Below are 20200 nucleotides of genomic sequence, written 5' to 3' on the forward strand. Positions count from 1 at the left end.
AGTATAGATGCAAATGCTAATAATTATCAAGCGCGTTTTCTGCTATTTACACATCAATTAATAAAATACCAACCAATGAATCCTGCCCATGATAACAACAGTAGAATCCAGGGCACCGGGCTTTGTATGACGACTTTTTGCACTTCAGTATGCGCTGACTGAGTTGGCTCAGTGGGATTGGGGGCCGTTTTTTCTTTTAACTGCTTCTTACGCAGCTTATCCCTTTCGCGCGCTTTGGCCTTTTGCTGTTTCTTGTAGAGTTCGATGCCCTTTTGAATCCCCTGCGCGATCAGCTTGGTCTGTTCTTTTGTCTGTCCCGGTTTTTGCGTGGCTCTGGCAATTTGCATCGCTTCCGCTTGCGTTTCTGGTGAGGGGGAGTGGGATGTTTTGTTCATTGCATACTCGTTAATGGTAATTTTATCGATTTAATAGCATTTTATGCCATTGTTGTCGTTGTGCATAAAGACTGAGTTTTGTAGGAATATTCCTACAATTAAAGGTATTCCACATCACCTGACGAGTGATGTTTGAGGGGCGATATCGTTAGTAAGTAAATGAAATATCATCAGTTATCGTCATGGCATTAAAAGTGTTACTTCTGCTGGAATCATAGTACTTTTCTTTGTTTGTTAAATATACGTAAAAGCGTGATCAAGATTGCAGGTTAAGTAATTAATCCGTGCGTTATAACGCAGAACGAATGTCTGTACCTTTGCCAATTGATCCATATCATTTATTGTCAGTAACGATAAATACGATTTCCCTGTTTCTGAGCACCAGACGCATGTATTCAATAGATGCTTACGACAGCAATGGTCTGCTAAAACCTTCCGGCCTGTTATGGTTGTGTATGCTGTTTAGTGCCAGGGGATGGGGAGTGTTTGTCATGGCTGGTGTCAGTAGAGCGCAAGGTGCTGAGCTGCTCCAGCTGTTTTATCCTCATACAGAGAATTTGTACTTCCTGATGGGGATCGGTCTGCCTGCCTTGTGCTTGATGTGGCTGAGCGGACTGCGTCATAAGAATAACAAAATGATAAACGTAGCATGGCGGTATGGCAGATACATTTTGTTGTCCGTATATGTGCTTGATTTAGTATTGCAAGTGTACCAACTGACATTGTTAAGAGGCGCCTTTAGCTGGCCAGTAGCGGTTACTTTGCTGGCAACCATTTGGCTAATGGCTTATCTGGTACGAAGTTCCCGAGTCAGACATACATTTGCCAATTAGCCCATGGAGAAAGTGTCAGATGAATGATTTGGGAAGAGGGGTGCTGTTCAGCGCCTTGTTAAGCCCGCTGGCAATGGCAGACTGGTTACTGAATGTGAACCTGGAGCTGTCAAGTGCAGGGTATCACCAGTCGGTAGCTACCTCATTGCAATTGCTGCCGGGTGAAGAAACGGTGATTTTCGGCACCGCTGATGATGACCAGCGTCGTAAGTTTCTGGGCAGCGCTGAGCTACTCGAAGTGTCTGCGGAAGAAGTTAAAATCGCCTTTAAAATTCAGGAGCAACTGGATGATGGCGCATGGCGTGTGTTGGCGGCACCGGTCATTTCGACTGGACTGGATACGCCAGCGTCGTTTGAGTCATCCCAGGAAGATGAGCAGTCGGTTAAACTTCAGGTCGCAGTGATGTCTGCGTAAAGTGCTCTAGTGTTCTGCGATAAAAGCGCCTTTTCGGCGCTTTTTGCTTTTTCTCTGCCATATTTTGTCGACGATGAGCACTTTTCTGACTTGGCTGTCATTGATCAATATGATTAACTCAGGACAACTTACAATATACTTTTCATTTTTGATGCTGCTATCAGACAGTTAGCAGCATGAAGCGCTAAGTATAGAAAAACGCAACATTGGGAGAATGAATGTGACACCACAAAGTGCCATTTTACCTGAAGCGGGTCCGTATTCTTTGGTCTGTGTGTTTAACCTGGTAGGAAATAAAGACAAGGTTATACGTCAGTGCCAGGGGATCTTTGAAGTCGCGGAAAAGCTAAATCATCAGCACGTCAGTGCTGGTATTCGCCTGAGCTTTGGTTTCGGCAAAGCATTCTGGCAGCAATTTGAAAAAGGGTGTCCCAACGATTTTGAAGAGTTTGCTCCGCTGGGAAGTGGTGATGTTACCGCACCCTCCACCGGCGGTGATCTGCTGCTTCATATTCACTCTAGCCGCCATGATCTGAATTTTCATCTGCTGAGCAGCTTCCTGCAGCCGATTACGACAGAAGTGGAAATTATTGATGAAACGAATTGTTTTCGCTACCTGGATGCCCGTGATCTGACCGGCTTTATCGACGGCACCGAGAACCCTAAGAAACAGGCCGCCAGACAAGAGGTGGCTATTATTCCTGAAGGGCCCTTCGTAGGAGGGAGCTTTGTGATGGTCCAGCGCTTTGTCCATCATTTACCTGCCTGGCATGCTGTGAATGTTGCCCAGCAGGAGAAAATTATCGGTCGTACGAAACCAGATTCGGTTGAATTGGATGATGTTCCGGCTGATTCACACGTGGGTAGGGTGGATCTGAAAGAAGCGGGTAAAGGGCTAAAAATTGTGCGTCATAGTTTGCCCTATGGCACAGTGAGCGGTGAGCACGGCTTATTGTTTATTGCCTATTGCGCCCAGCAACGGAACTTCCGTGAAATGCTCGGCAGTATGTACGGTGAAAAAGACGGGCAGACTGATAGGTTGCTGGACTTTACCAAAGCGGTCACAGGTGCTTACTTCTTTGTGCCCTCGACAGAAATGCTGATGCAGTTACAGGGATAATCGTCATGATTCACTGATGTAAAAACGCCGCCTTTTCAGGCGGCGTTTTATTAACGCATACCGTCTATCAAGAAGCTTTACTTCTTAATGCGCAGTACAGGTGTTTCACCCACGGTGACGGTGCCGGACAGTTTGCTCAGCTCTTTGATTTCATCCATGTTAGAAATCACAACTGGCGTCAGCGTTGACTTCGCTTTCTCTTCCAGTACAGCCAGATCGAACTCAATGATAGTGTCACCCACTTTCACAGTTTGACCTTCTTCTGCAATACGCGTGAAGCCTTCGCCTTTCAGTTCAACAGTATCGATACCAAAGTGAACGAACAGCTCTACACCATCATCAGATTCAATAGAGAATGCGTGGTTGGTTTCAAAAATTTTACCGATAGTACCGTTTACCGGGGCAACCATCTTGTTACCTGCTGGTTTGATGGCGATACCGTCACCAACAATTTTTTCAGCAAAAACAACATCAGGCACATCTTCGATATTTACGATTTCACCTGAAAGCGGGGCGATGATCTCAATAGCACCAGTTTCATTGGTGTCGTCAGAAACCAGCTTCTTCAATTTGTCAAACAGACCCATAGTGTTGCTCCTAAGCGTTGTTATTCTATCTGCAGCTATCTTAGCAGATGGTTTTTTCTGCGATAAATGTCTCTACGTGTGCTTCGATTTCAGCGGCAGTTGGAAGAGCAAGTGCTTGCTCGGCCATCAGCTTCACATCAGCAAAGTTACTGTTACGAATCACTTTTTTGATGCGTGGGATTGAAATCGCACTCATGCTGAACTCATCAAGGCCCATACCAAGCAATAGCAGGGTTGCACGATCATCACCAGCTAACTCACCACACATGCCAGTCCATTTACCTTCCTTGTGGGAAGCATCGATGACTTGCTTGATGACGGTTAACACTGCGGGTGACATTGGATTATATAGATGAGAAATCAGCTCGTTACCACGGTCAACAGCCAGAGTATACTGGGTTAAGTCGTTTGTACCAATGCTAAAGAAGTCGACTTCTTTGGCCAAATGGTGAGCTATTGCCGCTGCAGCCGGCGTTTCAACCATGACGCCAACTTCAATCTTGTCGTCGAAAGCAATACCTTCTTCACGGAGTTCTGCTTTGTAGGTTTCCATTTCGTTTTTCAGTTCACGAATCTCTTCGACAGAGATAATCATCGGGAACATGACACGCAGCTTGCCATGTGCAGAGGCACGCAGAATAGCACGCAGCTGAGCACGCAGGATTTCACGACGATCCAGGCTGATACGCACTGCGCGCCAACCCAGGAATGGATTCATTTCTTTTGGCAGATCCATGTACGGCAGATCTTTATCACCGCCGATATCCATGGTGCGGATGATCACTGACTGTCCATGCATGGCTTCTGCCACATCTTTATAGGCCTGGTACTGTTCGTCTTCAGTCGGCAGTGAATCGCGGTCCATGAACAGGAATTCAGTACGGTACAGACCAACACCTTCACCGCCGTTACGGTTGACGCCTTCACAGTCTTTCACTGTACCTATGTTGCCGCACACTTCGACCTGCTGGCCATCCAGCGTAATTGCCGGCAAATCCTTCAGCTTCGCGAGCTCATCTTTTTCTGCCTGATACTCATCGCGAATAGCTTTGAACTTTGACATTTCGTCTGCTGTTGGATTAATAACAATTTGGTTATTAATAGCGTCCAACACTAACATGTCACCGTTTTTCACTTGTTTGGTGATGTCGTTAGTACCCACAATGGCAGGTAACTCGAGTGAACGAGCCATGATTGAGGTGTGAGACGTACGACCACCAATGTCGGTAGCAAAACCCAGCACGTATTTCAGATTGATTTGCGCCGTTTCAGAAGGCGTCAGATCGTTGGCCACCAGAATCACTTCTTCATTGATGGCGCTCAGATTGACAATGTTGATACCCAATGCATTTTTCACCACACGGTTACCGATATCACGGATGTCGGTGGCACGCTCTTTCAGGTACTCATCATCCAGAGATTCCAGCGTGGTTGCCTGCTCTTCAATGATCGCGTGAATTGCATAGGCAGCACGTGCCTTGTTCTCTTTAATGAAGGCTATGATTTCCTCTTCAAGCTCTTCATCTTCAAGCAACATGATGTGGCCTTCAAAGATGGCTTCCTTCTCTTCGCCGAAGGTAATACGTGCTTTCTCTTTGATAACGTCGAGTTGCTCAGAAGATTTCTGACGCGCATTGAAGAAGCACTCAATTTCTTTCTCGATTTGATCGGCAGAAATGGGTGACTTGTCGAGAGTAATCTCTTCTTCCTGCAGTAGCAGCGCTTTACCGAAAGCGATGCCAGGAGATGCCAGGATACCTGAAATCATAGCCTTACCTTAAATTTAACAAACAACTAGGGAAATTAATGTACTGCGGCCGATTAGTGCAGCTGGTCCATCAGGGCAACCAGGTGATCAACAGCTTCCTGAGCTTGTGAACCTTCAGCAGAAATGGTGACCACAGTGCCTTTAACCAGGCCCAGTGTTTGCAGTTTGAACAGGCTTTTAGCGCTTGCGCTTTTACCATTAGAAGTCACAGTGATGTCAGCGTCAAAACCTTTGGCTTCTTTAACGAATTGCGCAGCAGGACGAGTGTGTAGGCCGTTTTCTGCAGTGATCTCAACTTGCTTCTGATACATTTTTCACCCCGATTCTTAATATCGTATTATGTAATAATCACGTAACTGAAAGTAAGCTTAATCCCTATAGCGAAAGCTTGCTAATTTAGGTTCTAATTCCACATTCACTTACATTGATTTAGTTTATCTCTGGAACCCATTCTAAGAGGTTTGTGACCCGGCAAACATCGACCAGGTCAATTTTCACTCTTTTATTTCGATGCTGAAAATAAAAGCGTGGTCGGATTTATATTAAAGCTAAGGTCAAAAAGCAATAAAAAAGCCCCTATTGAGGGGCTTGACTTTAACAAATGCTTATCAAAAATGGCAATTTTGTGATCACTGTTGGGTTTCTTTTTCAGTAAAGATACCAGCGAACAATGCCGATGAGAGATAGCGCTCACCTGAACTTGGTAGCACTACAACAATGTTTTTGCCGGCGAATTCCGGGCGATCAGCAAGGCGGTTTGCTGCAACCACTGCGGCACCGGAAGAGATACCAGCCAGAATGCCTTCTTCTTCCATCAGACGCTGGGCCATAGCTATCGCATCTTCCGAGCTGACACGCTCTACTTCATCAATCAGAGACAAATCCAGGTTGCCAGGAATGAAGCCTGCACCGATACCCTGAATTTTGTGCGGAGCCGGTTTGATCTCTTCACCGTTCAATGCCTGAGTAATAACAGGAGACTCGCTTGGCTCAACGGCAACAGTGGTAATGGCTTTGCCTTTCTGCTGTTTGATAAAGCGGCTGACGCCTGTCAGAGTACCACCGGTACCTACGCCAGAAACGAACACATCAATCTCGCCTTCGGTTGCATCCCAAATTTCCGGGCCTGTGGTCTTTTCGTGGATTTGCGGGTTAGCAGGGTTATCAAACTGCTGAAGCAGCAGGTATTTTTCCGGGTCAGAAGCGACAATTTCTTCTGCTTTTTCAATGGCACCTTTCATGCCTTTTGGTGCTTCAGTCAGAACCAGATTGGCGCCGAGTGCTTTGAGCAGTTTACGACGCTCCAGGCTCATACTCTCTGGCATGGTCAGAGTCAGTTTGTAACCGCGGGCAGCAGCAACAAAGGCAAGGGCAATACCTGTGTTTCCACTGGTAGGCTCAACCAGCTCTATACCCTGTTTCAGCACGCCACGTTTCTCCGCATCCCAAATCATGTTGGCACCGATGCGGCATTTAACGCTGAAACTTGGGTTGCGTGATTCAATTTTTGCCAGAACATTGCCTTTGCTGACACGGTTCAGGCGTACCAGTGGGGTATTACCAATTGTCAGAGAATTATCTTCGTAAATCTTACTCATGCTTGTCGTTCCTTGGTGACACGTTATCAACAAATGATAGTCAAAGCATAATCGCTGACCACGCATTGGAAAGGAATTTATTGTTATATCTTAGAGTTATAAGAAAAGGTGTGAACTGTGCCGCTTTATTATTCCTTATGAGTAACATGAAGTGATACTGAGAGCATATTGAACCGAGAAAAAGTCGAGAGAAGAGAGGAGCAAAGCTCCTCTCTGGCGTGGCTTACTGGCGACGAGTAAGCATGGGGTGCCGGTAATGATCAACCCACATTGCTGTTGCGCCGCAAACGGCGACAGGCATGACAAACAGGTTCAGAATCGGTGTCATGGTACACAGCATAACGAGGCTGCCGAAGCTGAGTGATTTACCGCGACGTTCTTTAAGCGCATCACGCATGGTATTGAAGGGGATCTTGTGATTGTCGAAAGGGTAATCGACATACTGAATTGTCATCATCCAGGCACTGAACAGAAACCACAGTACCGGGCCTAGTGTTTGTCCCACTGCAGGAATCCATAGCAGTATCAGTAAGCCCAGGGCTTTGGGCAGGTAATATTTCAGTTTGACCCACTCACGGTGCAGGATACGGGGGAGATCTTTGATGATAGCGGTTATGCCGGCATCAGGCGGCGCTTCCCCAGTCAGCTTGGCTTCCAGGTGTTCAGCTAACAGTCCGTTAAACGGCGCGGCTACCCAATTGGCTATCGTACTGAAAAAATAGGACAGTATGACAAGCAATGCGATGGCTAATAAAGGCCACAACAGATAAGACAGCCAATCCAGCCAACCGGGCAGGCTGGATAGCCAGCCGTTAATCCAGTCATCCAATTGAGTCAGTGTGTATCCGAATGCAGCACCAAAAAGCAGGATATTGATTAATAAAGGGATGATCACAAAACGACGTGTGCCTGGCTGCATCGCCAGAGAAACGCCGCGAAAAAAATAACCAGCCCCGCCAATCGGGGTGGTGTTATATGTCGCTTTAGACATCGTTGGTCTCCTACTGGATTTCCTGTTGCAATGCCAATCTAAGGCGTCAGGATATGGATGCAGGCATAGTAACGGCATCTATAACTACTAATCAATTGGGGTGCATAGTCTCTTAAGTCAATTTTGCCAGCAGTTTGGCGGAAAATTGTGCTCAAATGCACTATATGACATCAATCACAACATTGAACTTCTCTTTCGGATTTGAGTTTTGATACATTAAGGATAATACCTTCATGAGATAGGCTGTTTAGTTCAACAAAAAATCTCAGGTGTGACTCGCTAAGTTGGTCTGCGTCTGAACAGCAATCATATTCAGACTGAATGGATTCACTGCTTCAGGCCGTCTTTGTCAGGTAAACAAGTTATTCAGAGTATTCATAATGCAGGAATTGCGTCTGGTTCTAATTATTGTGGGAGTGCTGGCTATTTCAGCGCTTCTGTTGCACGGATTGTGGTCAAGCCGGAAGGACAAACCCGCCAAGTTCGGCGAGAAGCCCATTGGCCGATTGGCTGAGGGAAAGGAAAAAGATAATGAAGGCTTTGATCAGGATGGCATAGGCTCGGTCAGAGTTGTTGCCGGGAGCCCGGTTCCTGAAGGGGCGGTAAAGCGCACAGAGCGAAAAGAGCCAGAGCTGCATTTCGGTGACGAACTGGCGATTGATCCCCTGTTCAGTGCTGCCGCCGAGCCTGATGATCAAGAACGCAAGCCTGCCACGTCCAATTTGGCGGTTGAGATGGAAGCTCATCCGGCAACGCCAACCGAACAGCCAAGGGAAACGGTTCAGGAATCAGCTCAAGAGTCGACCCAAGCCTTGGTACAGGCATCGGTACCGACGAGAGAGCCAGAACCGGAATCCGTCTGGCAGTCAATACCGGAAACCATTGAAGAACATGCGCCAGTTCAGGCTTCGGAGCCGTCATTAACTGTGTCGGGTGAGGCTTCAGACTCAGGCTCAGATTCTGCACCGGAACAGGCGTCATTTGCTGCCGAGCAAGAAGAAGTGCTTTCACAGCAGTCAGTCGCAGAAGCTGATATAGCCGTAGCGCAAAAGGTGCAGGTTGAAGAGCAGCCACCTGAACCTGATTTTCTGGTTCTCAATGTGCATGCCCGTGGTGGTGAAATGCTGATGGGTGTGAAGTTGTTCCAGTGTCTGGAACGGCATCATCTGATTTATGGCGAAAATTCTGTCTATCATCGTCATGCTGATCTGGCAGGCACTGAGCCTGTGCTCTTTACTGTTGCTAACATGGTCAGCCCAGGTTACTTCCCTCAAGATCACCTGGAAGAATTTGCAACTCCTGGCATCGCTTTTTATCTGATGCTTCCGTGCCACGGCCGTGCAGATGACAATTTCAATCTGATGCTGCAAACCGTACAGCGCATTGCCGATGAGATGGGCGCTGATATTTTGGATCACGAGCGTAACTTGATTACGCCGCAGCGCTTGAAAGGTTACCGGGAAAAAGCGAAAAAATACCTGTAACCGATTGGCGTGAATATTGCCCAGATTTTATGAATAACAGGGCCCCGGTTAGGGGCCCTGTGTTTTAGTGCTCAGGAAACGGCAATATGACTAAGAAGGCTGAGTGATGGCCCATTGTCCCCGGGTGCTAACGTCACTGACAATGCCGTCCTGATACCCGCTAGTGATAGCGATAAGAATTGATGTAGGAAAAGAAAAATGACAGACATCCAAGCCAGGCTGACTGCCCTGCGCGAGCAGCTTGCTTATCATGGCTACCGGTATTACGTGCTGGACAATCCTGAGGTCCCGGACGCTGAGTATGATCGTTTAATGCAAGAATTGCTGGCGTTGGAAGCTGCGCATCCTGAACTGATTACGGCTGACTCACCCAGCCAGCGTGTTGGCGGTGAGCCTTTGGCGGCTTTTACTCAGATCAATCATGAATTGCCAATGCTGTCGCTGGATAATGCGTTTTCCGACCAGGAACTGCACAGCTTCGACCGCCGAATCCGAGAGCGTCTGGCAGCAACGGCGACAGTGTCTTACTGTTGTGAACCTAAGCTGGATGGCCTGGCCGTCAGCCTGATGTATGAAAACGGCGTACTGGTTCAGGCTGCCACGCGTGGCGATGGCACCACGGGCGAGAATATTACTGCCAATGTGAAAACCATTCGCGCCATTCCTTTGAAATTACGCGGAAGCGACTGGCCTGCACGCCTTGAGGTGCGTGGTGAAGTCTTCATGCCCAAACAAGGCTTTGAAGAACTCAACGCCCGGGCAGCCAAAAAAGGTGAGAAAGTCTTCGCCAATCCGCGTAACGCAGCAGCTGGCAGCCTGCGTCAGCTGGACCCCCGTATCACAGCTACCCGGCCTTTGAGCTTTTATGCCTATTCAGTCGGTGTTGTCGAAGGCGCGGAGCTGGCTGACAGTCAGTATGAGCGCTTATGCCAGCTGAAAGACTGGGGGCTGCCAATGTGCCCGGAAACGCGCTTGCTGCATAGCCTGGGTGAAGTGATCGCTTTTTATCAGGGGATCGGAGAAAAGCGTCAGGCGCTGAGTTACGAGATAGACGGGGTTGTCATTAAGGTGGATGGTATCGGCCATCAGCAGCAACTCGGGTTTGTTGCCAGAGCGCCAAGATGGGCCATAGCGTATAAATTTCCGGCACAGGAAGAATTGACCCTGCTGAATAATGTGGAATTCCAGGTTGGCCGGACCGGAGCGATTACGCCTGTTGCCAAGCTGCAGCCAGTGATGGTGGGCGGAGTCACAGTAAGTAACGCCACACTGCACAATGCAGATGAAATTGCCCGCCTGGGTGTCATGATTGGCGATACTGTGGTAATTCGCCGCGCTGGCGATGTGATTCCGCAAGTTGTCTCTGTGGTTCTTTCCCGTCGTCCTGATGATGCACAGGCCATTGTGTTCCCGCAAGCGTGTCCTGTGTGCCAGTCTGCACTTGAGCGTGTGGAAGGTGAGGCGGTGACACGATGCTCTGGCGGCCTGATTTGCCAGGCTCAGCGTAAAGAAGCCTTAAAACACTTTGTATCGCGCAAGGCACTGGATGTGGATGGTTGTGGGACTAAGGTCATTGAGCAACTGGTCGACAAGGAGATGGTCGAGACACCTGCCGATTTATTTAAGCTGTCTGCCGGGATACTGACAGGCCTTGAGCGTATGGGGCCGAAGTCGGCCCAGAAGCTGGTTGATGCATTCCAGAAGGCAAAGCAGACGACCTTGCCTCGTTTTCTGTACTCCTTGGGGATTCGGGAAGTTGGTGAAGCAACTGCTGCCAATCTGGCCAGACATTTCTTAACGCTGGAAGCCGTTATGGCTGCCTCGCAGGAGCAGCTTGTTGAAGTACCTGATGTCGGGACAGTCGTTGCCGCCCACACACATAATTTTTTCCAGGAAGAACATAATCGGGCAGTTATCTTTGACTTGTTAAATCAAGGTGTTAACTGGCCAGATATTGAAAAGCCGGTGGATGACTCGCAATTGCCTCTTGCCGGTAAGGTGGTCGTACTGACAGGCACGCTTTCTCAGCTGAGCCGTACCGGTGCCAAAGAGGCATTAGAAGCACTGGGTGCCAAAGTTACAGGCAGTGTTTCCAAGAAAACGGATTTGCTGGTGGCGGGGGAAGCGGCTGGCTCCAAGCTGACCAAGGCACAAGAGTTGGGCATTGAAATCTGGGATGAAGCGGAACTGCTTGCCAGACTCGAATCCTGATTGTTTATTTAAGTTGTGAAAATAGATGAAAGCCTGTCTGACAAAGACAGGCTTTTTATTTATTGATCGGGTGAATGACTTTTTTCGAATCATGTTTTTTATGATCGGTTGAAAGGCGTTTTAATAGCCATTTCAAGATGAAATAATGGAAATGAAATAAAAATGGCATAAGAAGTAAGATCTTACATTTATATGAAACACTTGTTGAAACATGCAAAAAACTACTACCAAGCTCTCATTAATGAGATGGTTGTTTTTATAACTTTTTGTTTTACAAGTGTTTATTTTTGATTTTATTACTGTTATTACAGTTTCATGACTAGGATCACTGTTACCGGATAAATTTGCGCTGAATCATATTTTTTTAACGACAAATTAACTTCTGATTGATGTTTTGCGCTGCGAAAGTAGTCTTAGCTGTGAACTTATAAAGTTCTCAACCAAACAAAAATATGGAAATGCAAACTCACTACAAGTTTGACTGACATATTGGGGAGAATCACCTGACGTCAACGGCGGCCAACCATTTTGACGCAGGTATACAGCTAGTTTTTTAGGAGTTTTTCCATGGAAAATGTGTTCAAGCGTTCGGTATTAGGAATTGCGGTTGCAGCCGCTGCAACTATGGCTGCATCAGCACAAGCAGCACCAGCAACAGATTCTGTTGATCTTTACGGTCAGGTTGCTGTCTCTGTCTGGCAATTCGGCGAAGATAAAATCGGTGGTGGCGACGCACCACTGAATGTAGAAAATGAATCCCGTTTCGGTCTGCGCGGCTCTAAAGATCTGGCTCGCGGTCCAAACCTGATCTGGCAGCTGGAAGGCGGTAACGTTGGCGATGCCGGCGGCAATTCCGGTCTGGGTGTGCGTGATACTTTCGTGGGTGTGAGCTTTGATGACGGCGGCAAAGTGCGTCTGGGTCGTATGCTGACGCCTCTGTATGAAATGATTGACTGGCCTTACTCTGGCCAGCGTGCCGGCGCTATCTTTGACTGGGGCGGTGATGTACTAGGTGGTGCTCGATACGATCGTCAATCAAACATGGTGCGTTATGACTCGGGTAACTACAGCGGCTTCACTTTCAACCTGGCTGCTGGTCGTGGTACCGAGTCTGATAAAGACTCTAATTTCTACGGTATCGGTGCACATTACTCAACGGGTATGATCACACTGCACGCAGGTTATGAGCTGGGTCAAGATCGTAACGTCAGTGCTCTGAGCGATTTCTACAATACTTTCCTTGCACAGCAACCTGGTAACCCAGCTACCTTTACAGATATTGAAGGATCGCTGAAATCTGACACAGATGCATATCTTGTTGGTTTCGAATTGAACCTGGGTGACTTTGGTCTGTATGGTGCATTCAAATCTGAAGCAGCCGATTACACCGACGGTACAATCTCTGTTGACGGTACTTCTGTCAATGTAGCTGGTAACGATATGGATCAGGACAGCTATTCGATTGGCGCGGTTTACAGTGGTGTAGCAAACTGGCAATTTAAGGCGAACTATGCCGCTAACCTGGCTGCAGACGTGAACGGAAATGAAGTTACCGGTAGTGAAGACTACATCGTATCTGCTCAGGCACTGTACTTCCTGGATGATTCTGCCCTGACGTATGTTCGTCCATACATGATCTCGAAAAACGACTCAGACGCTGAGTTCGGTTGGGGATGGGGAGTAGAATACTACTTCTAATTGCTCAACTGCTACTGCCTTATTTCATTTTGGCCGGCCTTGATGGCCGGTCCTTTTACTTAGCCTGATTGAGCAATCATGATGAAGCTAAGCCGTGTTAAGGCAAGCAATGTCAGCGTTGGACTGGGATTTCAAAAGCACCTTTAAAGGTGCTTTTTTTATGGCTGATACAAAACCACCGCCAATGGCGGTGGTGATTGTTCTCTCAGTTTCAGCTAATCAGGCTTATTTATCCATGTTGCTGATTGCCCAGCTCAGGAAGGCTTTTCTGCTCTCCGGGCTGGCTTGCTCGAACCAGTATTTGAGCATGTTATCGGCATCGGGGTGGCTTGGTGCTTGTGCAGTCTTGGTTGTTACTGCTTGTGACTGTGGCACATTGCGTAACGAAGCGACACTCTGGGTTTGGTTGTACTCTTTGGTCAATGTGACGTAATTCGGTGAAATATCAAAACCAACAGACAGCGTATCCGACTTAACATCAATAGGCTTGCCATTGTCGAGCAAGTCGAAGCTTGGTGATTTATCATATTGCTGGCCTTGTGCCAGGGTATCAATGCGGGGCACATCCAGCTTCAATGTTGTATCGCTGGCTTCAAAAAGTGCAACAATAGGGACTGAGTCGTATTTTGTCTTCAGACTGCCTGATTCCATGACAATTTTCCCAATGCGGAAAACGACCTGATTTTGTCCGTCAGGTAGCTCAAGAACCGGTTGATGATTAAAGCCAAGTGAGGAATAACCGGCATCCTGGCCATTGACTACCAGAAGATGGACACCTTTCGGCAGTTCTACATTTACCTGCGCCATTGACGGGGAAGCTAAAGCCAACAGCGCAGACGACAGGAGTAACTTTTTCAGTTTCATTAGGGATATTCCTCTAGCGCTAAGGGTATTCTGAATAAGGTTTATCAAAATACAGTTTACTGAGGCTGTCACAGGGGTAAAGCAGTAAAACCGGCAAACTTGTATAATCTGATGCTGGTCACTCTCGCCGCGCTCAATTGCAGCGGGTTTTCATCTCTTGCCTGAATAGCAGGTTGAGGATTGGCGTGTCAGTGGTAGAATGCCGCTATTGCTCACTTATCGTTTGAATCATTTTTGATTGAAGGTCTTTTCATGACGGTTAAAACTCGTTTTGCTCCAAGTCCAACAGGCTTCCTCCATGTCGGTGGTGCCCGTACGGCACTGTATTCCTGGTTATACGCTAAACACACCGGTGGCGAATTTGTACTTCGTATTGAAGATACCGATATTGAACGTTCCACCCAGGAAGCGATTGATGCGATCATGGAAGGTATGGAGTGGCTGGGCCTGAACTGGGATGAAGGTCCCTATTATCAAACCAAGCGTTTTGACCGTTATAACCAGCTGGTTGATCAACTGCTGGCTGAAGATAAAGCGTATAAGTGCTATTGCTCAAAAGAACTGCTGGATGAAATTCGTGAAGAGCAAATGGCTGCTGGCCTGAAGCCCCGTTACGATGCCAATCATCCTCGCATTATTGCTGCCAATGCGGCAGCAACTGAAGATTCCCCGTTTGTGATCCGTTTTCGTAATCCGAAAGAAGGCAGTGTTGCTTTTGATGATCATATCCGTGGTCGTATTGAAATCAGTAACAGTGAATTAGATGACCTGATCATCCGTCGTACTGACGGCAGCCCGACCTATAATTTCTGCGTTGTGGTTGATGACTGGGATATGGAAATTACGCACGTGGTGCGTGGCGAAGACCATATCAACAATACGCCTCGTCAGATCAACATCTACAAAGCCTTAGGTGCACCTGTCCCTGAGTTTGCCCATTGCGCAATGATCCTGGGTGATGATGGTGCCAAACTGTCTAAACGTCATGGGGCGGTAAGCGTGATGCAATACCGTGATGACGGTTACCTGCCGGAAGCGCTACTGAATTATCTGGTTCGACTGGGATGGTCGCACGGCGATCAGGAAATTTTCTCGCAAGAAGAAATGATTGAATTCTTCAGCCTGGATGACATCAGCAAATCTGCATCTGCATTTAACACAGACAAACTTCGCTGGCTGAACAATCATTACATCAAAACCTGCGAGCCTGAGTATGTGGCGAAACATCTGCAATGGCACCTGGACCACCAGGGCATTGATACCAGCAACGGTCCTGCTGTTACTGAGGTGATTAAACTGCTGGCAGAGCGCTGTGATACTTTGGTGGAGCTTGCAGACCAGTCTCGTTATTTCTATCAGGACTTTTCCGCATTTGATGAAGCAGCAGCGAAAAAGCACTTGCGCCCTGTGGCGAAAGAAGCCCTGGAGCTGGCAAAAGCCAAAGCAGGGGCGCTGGACAGCTGGAATACTGAAGCATTGCACCAGCTGATTCAGCAAACCTGTGAGGAGCTGGATCTGGGTATGGGCAAGGTCGGCATGCCACTGCGTGTCGCCGTAACGGGACAGGGGCAATCACCATCAGTGGATGCTGTAATGAATCTGATCGGTAAAGAGCGCGTAGTTTCACGTATTCAAATGGCTCTGGACTTCATCGCTCAGCGCGAAGCGAATGCGTAACCGGTACTGTCATTGAGTGGCTGAGTGCTGATAACGATCTTCAGATGAAAAGCGGAGGCCTGTGCCTCCGCTTTTTCTTGGGTGGAGTGCTATTTGTTTTGTCTTTCAAATGTATCCACGCAAACCCAGAAGTTTTGTGCGCCAGCACAATATTGCATGGCATCTTGTGGGATTTGTGTTGGTGTTCCGGACAATGTATAAGCCAGCGCATTAAAGCTTAACGCCATCAGTGCTGCTGTTACGAACATTGCGAACTTTTTCATAGCTCTCTCCTTTTTGTGACGGCACAAAGTGACAGGTGAAAAGAGAATGTTATGGTTAGATTCTCTGGTTTTCTACCATTGCTTGGCCTTTATCACTATTAGACTAGAACAAGATCATATTTTTCAATTATTAATAAGACACAGAATCGTGTCATGTAAATAGACTGGCTGAGCGGTAAATAATTTCACCCTGAACAGGGTAAAGGTGTGCTTTATCTCACCAGTGAGGCAATACTGATGCAGAGATGCAGAGATGCAGAGATGCAGAGAGTAAGGGAAATGGCGCTCCCTGCAGGAGTCGAACCTGCGGCCTTCCCCTTAGGAGGGGGACGCTCTATCCTGCTGAGCTAAGGGAGCCTTTCTGAACATGCAGAAAGGCCATTATACCCAAAAGTGATGGATTATTAAGTAATTAGTATCTGCGTGCCGGCTGCTTGGTCAGTAAATCGCCAGGTTGGATGCTGGCCGCCAAATCGCTTTGCTGCACACTGCCCTCCGCGGAGGTTTCATAGACACGGTCAACAACCAGCGTCATGTTGGTTTCAACCATCCGATTACGGGAAATACCATACTGGTCGATGAACCCGGCGGTATGCCAAAGCTTTAATTCATCACCCTGTTTTACGCCATGTACTCTGCCGACATTGATCTGTACCTGATTGCCATGTGCATTAATGACCTCAGGCAGACTTGCCCGGCAGGCCAGAGACGATTCCATGTCCAGCATGATATTCCGGCTCAGACGTTGCAGTGCGGCACCGTAAGGTGAGACCCAGAAGCGGGCGCTTTGGGTATCAACCTGGCTGATTCGGGAAAACGGCCATTCGGCCACTTCACGGTATTTCCGTTGCGACAGAATTTCCCCCGTTTTGCCGTTTATCACCATGGTTTCGACGGAAAACTGCCGGTTAATTTTGTCATCAGATAACAGGCTTTGATCAAGGGTGGAGGTCAGATCGGTCACCTGCCCGCTAATGATATATTGTGCATCATAATCTTCCGCCAGCATCATCATAGCGTCGGGATTGCCAGGCTGAAGAGGGATCTCACTGGTGCCTGTCACGACAAAGCTCTGCGATTGCTTGCCAATCTGTCGCTTGAGTAACTGAGTGAAATCTTTGCCGATCTGGTAAATGCCCCCCAGCGCCGCCTGTTGAGGGACACTGAGTGAGAAATCACTGATCAGCAGGCCTTTCTTGTACTGGATGTTGTGGCAACTTTTTGCCGACGGGTAAATATCGACCCTGGCAGTGACATAATAGTTGCCGTCTTTGATAAACGCCTTGCTGATTTGCACGTGGCGAACTTCGGTGCCATTGAACTGATAATCCTGCCTGTCTTCCTGAAAGTAAGGCTTCATTTGCGCAAAGCTGGAAAAATCAGCCCCTGAATAGTACATAGCGCGGTAGACAGCGTCTTCAATCGCATTGGTTCGGGCCGATGTTTTACTTTCCAGCAAGATAGCCTGGCCCGTCACCTCAAACCAGGCGGCCTGGAGTGGTAAAGCGGTGAGCATTCCCAGACCCAGAAGGGCTTTCCTGAGCGTCTTTTTCATAGGTATTCCAATCTCGGGAGCGATTTCGGTACGATAATTGCTAAGTTTTGTGTGTCGTTCAGGTTGAATCACCATGGATTCATGCTGATTAGCCTATCAGCTTTTTGCGGTGTCAACATCCTGAGTCGCTAGCGGATGTATGCAAAGAGTGTTCCCAAAATTTCAAATTGGGAGCGAGGCAATGAAAAGTTGTAAAGTTTTCGAGATAACGGACGATAAAAAGCCATTGTCTCGTTTCTTCCGGAGCAGGGTTGAATGAAAAAATGGACCATCTTGCTGTTGTCGCTGCTGACAGCATCATGTGCATACTCACCAATTTATAATGGTAAAGAGAGCTATACGGGCAGTAATTTTCTGCTGGCAGAAACGCCTCGCCATACCATGGACTTTTTTATTGAAGGTCTGACCAAGCAATTGGTCGACTCGAATCAGTACTTGACAGCGAAAACACCGCTGGCCGTGACCTCATTTGTTGATATGCAGCAGATGAATGAAACAAACTGGCTGGGGAATGCCGTGTCCGAAGGCTTTATGTATCACATGCAGCAATTGGGATACACTGTGGTGGATTATAAGGCCACCGGTGCCATTCGCGTGACAGCGGAAGGGGATTTTTCCCTGAGCCGTAACTGGAAGGAACTGGCTGCTGAGCAACCTGTGGATTATGTACTGACCGGGACTATGCTGCGTCAGGGGGGCGGGGTGTTGATCAATGCGCGTGTGATTGGTATGCGTTCCCGCGTTGTTATCGCCAGCGCTCAGGGGTTCCTGCCGGAAGACAGGATCGGACGCGACCTGGATACCCTCAATAAAATGCGTTTGGAAAACGGTGTCCTGATTCGCTCAGAAGCAACGAAATTTGAGAATAATTCAATTATTTTAAAACCTTAGGAGTCACTATGCGGTTTTGGTGGATGGCTGTTTTGCTGATTACCCTGTCTGGTTGCCAGCCGTTAACAGAATTTCGCGATATCAACTTGCTCACTGCAGTTGGCTACGCCTCAATCAGCGAGCAACGCGGACAAACTCTTGAAGAGAAGCGCATTCGTGCGATGCGGGCTTCGAAAGTGGATGCTTACCGTGAGTTGACTGAACAAGTCTATGGTATGCGAATCAGCGCCAGAACGGGACTGACAGATCAGCAACTTGATTCTGAAGAAACCGATGGTGCAGTGGACGGTGTGATTCGTGGGGCAGAAGTGATCCGCAGCTATCCGGTAGGCGATAGCTATGTGACTGAAATGCAGCTCGATTTAAATAAGATGGAGCGCATGAAGCAGCAGGGCGAAGTCTATCATGTGCCTGCGAATCAGGAAGTGATGTTCTAACCGGGATCTCGACAGACAAGGCGGCAACCTTATGCCAGTAAGGTTGCCGCCTTGTCTTTGCCTGCTAACTCTTTGCTTCTTCTTTCGGCTTGTCTGCTGATTCATCTATCCGAAAAACAGGGAGTTGCCAGCTGAAACGAATTGCGGCAAGGCGCAGCAAAAAACCTGTTACCAGCGTTACTCCGATTGCGATGTTCTCCGAAATGCCAAAGTGAAGCTGAGCCATGTAGAGTCCGGCAGCAATAAATGCGACCGACGCGTACAGCTCTTTGTGAAGCACTAATGGCGTGCGGCGGCAAATCAGATCCCGAAGCAAGCCACCAAATACCCCCGTTACTACGGCAGCCACCAGACAGATGATCACAGGTTGCCCCATATTCATGGCAACCCGACAGCCTAAAATGCTGAATACGATCAGACCCAGGGCATCTAAAATCACGAAGATTTTGTGAAAGCGTACTACCAGCGGGGCAATCCAAGTGGTAGCTAAACCCGCCAGACACGTGATAAGCAGATACTGTGGGTTGGCAATCCAGTTCAGGGGATAATGGCCAAGCAGTATATCCCGAACCGTCCCGCCGCCTATGGCCGTTGCACTGGCAACCAGCATCACACCAAACCAGTCCATGTGGCGCTTGCCGGCAGCCAGAGCGCCTGTCATCGCCTCTGCGGTGATCCCGACAATGTATAAAATGGTTAATAGCATGAAAATCAGACTCTTAATGAATAGGGATAAGATATTGGTCGCAATGGTAAATGTGATTCAAGTCAATATCCAATGAAATTTTTGAGTGGTTTCATTAGCTGACGTAATTCTGACGCCCGGTTACCAAACAGATAGCCTCGCCGGTCATTCAGGCGGCGAATGTGTACGGGGAAGAGAAATGCGATTTGTGAAACTTTGATTTATAAAGGCATATGCAGTGATGTGATGTTGAGTACATCATTGTCAAATAAATGACGGATGGCGGGCAAGGGTGGTTGTTCAGGCTTTCAGGTTCGTACCTAAGGACCGCAGATTTTGTGCCACACCTTCTTTGTTGTATGTCTGGTGATGGCCCAGGCTCTGCTGGAACAGATTGTTGAGTTTGTGGAAACTGAGCTGTGCCCGCTGCAAAGCGGCACCGTTAATCTCGTTCTGGCTCCGGCATTCGTCAAGCAGCGCCTGTATGGTCTCTACCTGTCGGGTAAGCTCAGGATTTTCTTTCAATTGACTGCTTTGCGTATGTCGGGCTATTTGCTGATCCTGAAGCTGAATTTTATCGACCAGTGATTTTTTGTCATTGGCGTGCCGGGTGATGTCGCCAGCCTCACGGTTCACAATTGAGGCCCTTTCCTGCTCTAGCAGGCGTAACAGAGCCTCAAGCGTGGCATGTTGCTGGGCAAGTAATTGTTCTATGGTTGGCGACATGT

20 protein-coding genes and 1 tRNA gene are annotated in these 20200 nt (G+C 48.0%); 9 read left to right on the forward strand and 12 right to left on the reverse strand.

Annotated elements, in window-relative coordinates; genetic code table 11:
• Positions 1–53 precede the first annotated feature (53 nt).
• Positions 54–395: a DUF2956 domain-containing protein gene (locus tag D6M16_RS01340; RefSeq protein WP_120510234.1), complete on the reverse strand. Its 342-nt coding sequence runs from the start codon at positions 393–395 to the stop codon at positions 54–56.
• A 389-nt stretch (positions 396–784) separates the two neighbouring features.
• On the opposite strand from D6M16_RS01340, the gene D6M16_RS01345 reads away from it, so the two are divergent.
• The 3 genes from D6M16_RS01345 to D6M16_RS01355 all read left to right on the forward strand — a co-directional run bounded on the left by D6M16_RS01345 (position 785) and on the right by D6M16_RS01355 (position 2763).
• Complete coding sequence (locus D6M16_RS01345) at positions 785–1228, forward strand: DUF2919 domain-containing protein (protein WP_120510235.1); 444 nt, start codon at positions 785–787, stop codon at positions 1226–1228.
• 19 nt (positions 1229–1247) lie between these two features.
• Positions 1248–1643 (forward strand): hypothetical protein, encoded by a 396-nt coding sequence (locus tag D6M16_RS01350; protein WP_120510236.1) that lies wholly within the window; start codon positions 1248–1250, stop codon positions 1641–1643.
• Between the two features lie 214 nt (positions 1644–1857).
• Positions 1858–2763 (forward strand): Dyp-type peroxidase, encoded by a 906-nt coding sequence (locus D6M16_RS01355; protein WP_120510237.1) that lies wholly within the window; start codon positions 1858–1860, stop codon positions 2761–2763.
• Positions 2764–2840: 77 nt separating this feature from the next.
• Here the strand turns inward: D6M16_RS01355 and crr are convergent, their stop codons facing one another.
• The 5 genes from crr to cysZ all read right to left on the reverse strand — a co-directional run bounded on the left by crr (position 2841) and on the right by cysZ (position 7707).
• Positions 2841–3350 carry a PTS glucose transporter subunit IIA gene (gene crr, locus D6M16_RS01360; protein WP_120510238.1) on the reverse strand — a complete coding sequence of 170 codons (510 nt, stop codon included), beginning with the start codon at positions 3348–3350 and terminating at the stop codon, positions 2841–2843.
• 40 nt (positions 3351–3390) lie between these two features.
• Entirely contained in the window at positions 3391–5118 is a 1728-nt protein-coding gene (ptsI, locus tag D6M16_RS01365; RefSeq protein ID WP_120510239.1) for a phosphoenolpyruvate-protein phosphotransferase PtsI, read from the reverse strand.
• A gap of 53 nt (positions 5119–5171) precedes the next feature.
• A complete protein-coding gene (locus tag D6M16_RS01370) occupies positions 5172–5429 on the reverse strand; it encodes an HPr family phosphocarrier protein (RefSeq protein WP_027253897.1) in 258 nt (85 codons plus the stop codon).
• A gap of 318 nt (positions 5430–5747) precedes the next feature.
• Positions 5748–6716 carry a cysteine synthase A gene (gene cysK, locus D6M16_RS01375; RefSeq protein ID WP_120510240.1) on the reverse strand — a complete coding sequence of 323 codons (969 nt, stop codon included), beginning with the start codon at positions 6714–6716 and terminating at the stop codon, positions 5748–5750.
• 223 nt (positions 6717–6939) lie between these two features.
• On the reverse strand, positions 6940–7707 hold the full coding sequence (gene cysZ / locus D6M16_RS01380) for a sulfate transporter CysZ (protein ID WP_120510241.1): 768 nt from the start codon (positions 7705–7707) through the stop codon (positions 6940–6942).
• Positions 7708–8087: 380 nt separating this feature from the next.
• On the opposite strand from cysZ, the gene zipA reads away from it, so the two are divergent.
• The 3 genes from zipA to D6M16_RS01395 all read left to right on the forward strand — a co-directional run bounded on the left by zipA (position 8088) and on the right by D6M16_RS01395 (position 13100).
• Complete coding sequence (zipA, locus tag D6M16_RS01385; protein WP_120510242.1) at positions 8088–9191, forward strand: cell division protein ZipA; 1104 nt, start codon at positions 8088–8090, stop codon at positions 9189–9191.
• A 198-nt stretch (positions 9192–9389) separates the two neighbouring features.
• Positions 9390–11402 (forward strand): NAD-dependent DNA ligase LigA, encoded by a 2013-nt coding sequence (gene ligA / locus D6M16_RS01390; protein ID WP_120510243.1) that lies wholly within the window; start codon positions 9390–9392, stop codon positions 11400–11402.
• Positions 11403–11969: 567 nt separating this feature from the next.
• Positions 11970–13100 (forward strand): porin, encoded by a 1131-nt coding sequence (locus tag D6M16_RS01395; protein WP_120510244.1) that lies wholly within the window; start codon positions 11970–11972, stop codon positions 13098–13100.
• 225 nt (positions 13101–13325) lie between these two features.
• Here D6M16_RS01395 and D6M16_RS01400 read toward each other — a convergent pair whose 3' ends face one another.
• A complete protein-coding gene (locus D6M16_RS01400) occupies positions 13326–13964 on the reverse strand; it encodes a YccT family protein (protein ID WP_120510245.1) in 639 nt (212 codons plus the stop codon).
• Positions 13965–14216: 252 nt separating this feature from the next.
• On the opposite strand from D6M16_RS01400, the gene gltX reads away from it, so the two are divergent.
• Positions 14217–15641: a glutamate--tRNA ligase gene (gene gltX / locus D6M16_RS01405; RefSeq protein ID WP_120510246.1), complete on the forward strand. Its 1425-nt coding sequence runs from the start codon at positions 14217–14219 to the stop codon at positions 15639–15641.
• Positions 15642–15730: 89 nt separating this feature from the next.
• Here gltX and D6M16_RS22125 read toward each other — a convergent pair whose 3' ends face one another.
• From D6M16_RS22125 to D6M16_RS01415, 3 genes are all read right to left on the reverse strand, one after another.
• Complete coding sequence (locus D6M16_RS22125; RefSeq protein WP_162940893.1) at positions 15731–15904, reverse strand: hypothetical protein; 174 nt, start codon at positions 15902–15904, stop codon at positions 15731–15733.
• 280 nt (positions 15905–16184) lie between these two features.
• Positions 16185–16261: transfer RNA gene (locus tag D6M16_RS01410), tRNA-Arg, on the reverse strand.
• A gap of 55 nt (positions 16262–16316) precedes the next feature.
• Entirely contained in the window at positions 16317–17459 is a 1143-nt protein-coding gene (locus tag D6M16_RS01415) for a flagella assembly protein FlgT (protein WP_120510247.1), read from the reverse strand.
• A gap of 255 nt (positions 17460–17714) precedes the next feature.
• On the opposite strand from D6M16_RS01415, the gene D6M16_RS01420 reads away from it, so the two are divergent.
• Both D6M16_RS01420 and D6M16_RS01425 read left to right on the forward strand, forming a co-directional pair.
• Positions 17715–18350, forward strand: coding sequence for a FlgO family outer membrane protein (locus D6M16_RS01420; protein ID WP_046219554.1), 636 nt, complete (start codon positions 17715–17717; stop codon positions 18348–18350).
• A gap of 8 nt (positions 18351–18358) precedes the next feature.
• Positions 18359–18787, forward strand: a complete 429-nt coding sequence (locus D6M16_RS01425) for an LPP20 family lipoprotein (RefSeq protein ID WP_120510248.1) — start codon at positions 18359–18361, stop codon at positions 18785–18787.
• Between the two features lie 64 nt (positions 18788–18851).
• Here D6M16_RS01425 and D6M16_RS01430 read toward each other — a convergent pair whose 3' ends face one another.
• Entirely contained in the window at positions 18852–19493 is a 642-nt protein-coding gene (locus D6M16_RS01430) for a trimeric intracellular cation channel family protein (RefSeq protein WP_120510249.1), read from the reverse strand.
• A 279-nt stretch (positions 19494–19772) separates the two neighbouring features.
• Positions 19773–20198, reverse strand: coding sequence for a flagella synthesis protein FlgN (locus tag D6M16_RS01435; protein WP_120510250.1), 426 nt, complete (start codon positions 20196–20198; stop codon positions 19773–19775).
• Positions 20199–20200 lie beyond the last annotated feature (2 nt).

Origin of the sequence: Photobacterium salinisoli (genome assembly GCF_003614885.1) — a bacterium.
GTDB lineage: Bacteria > Pseudomonadota > Gammaproteobacteria > Enterobacterales > Vibrionaceae > Photobacterium > Photobacterium salinisoli.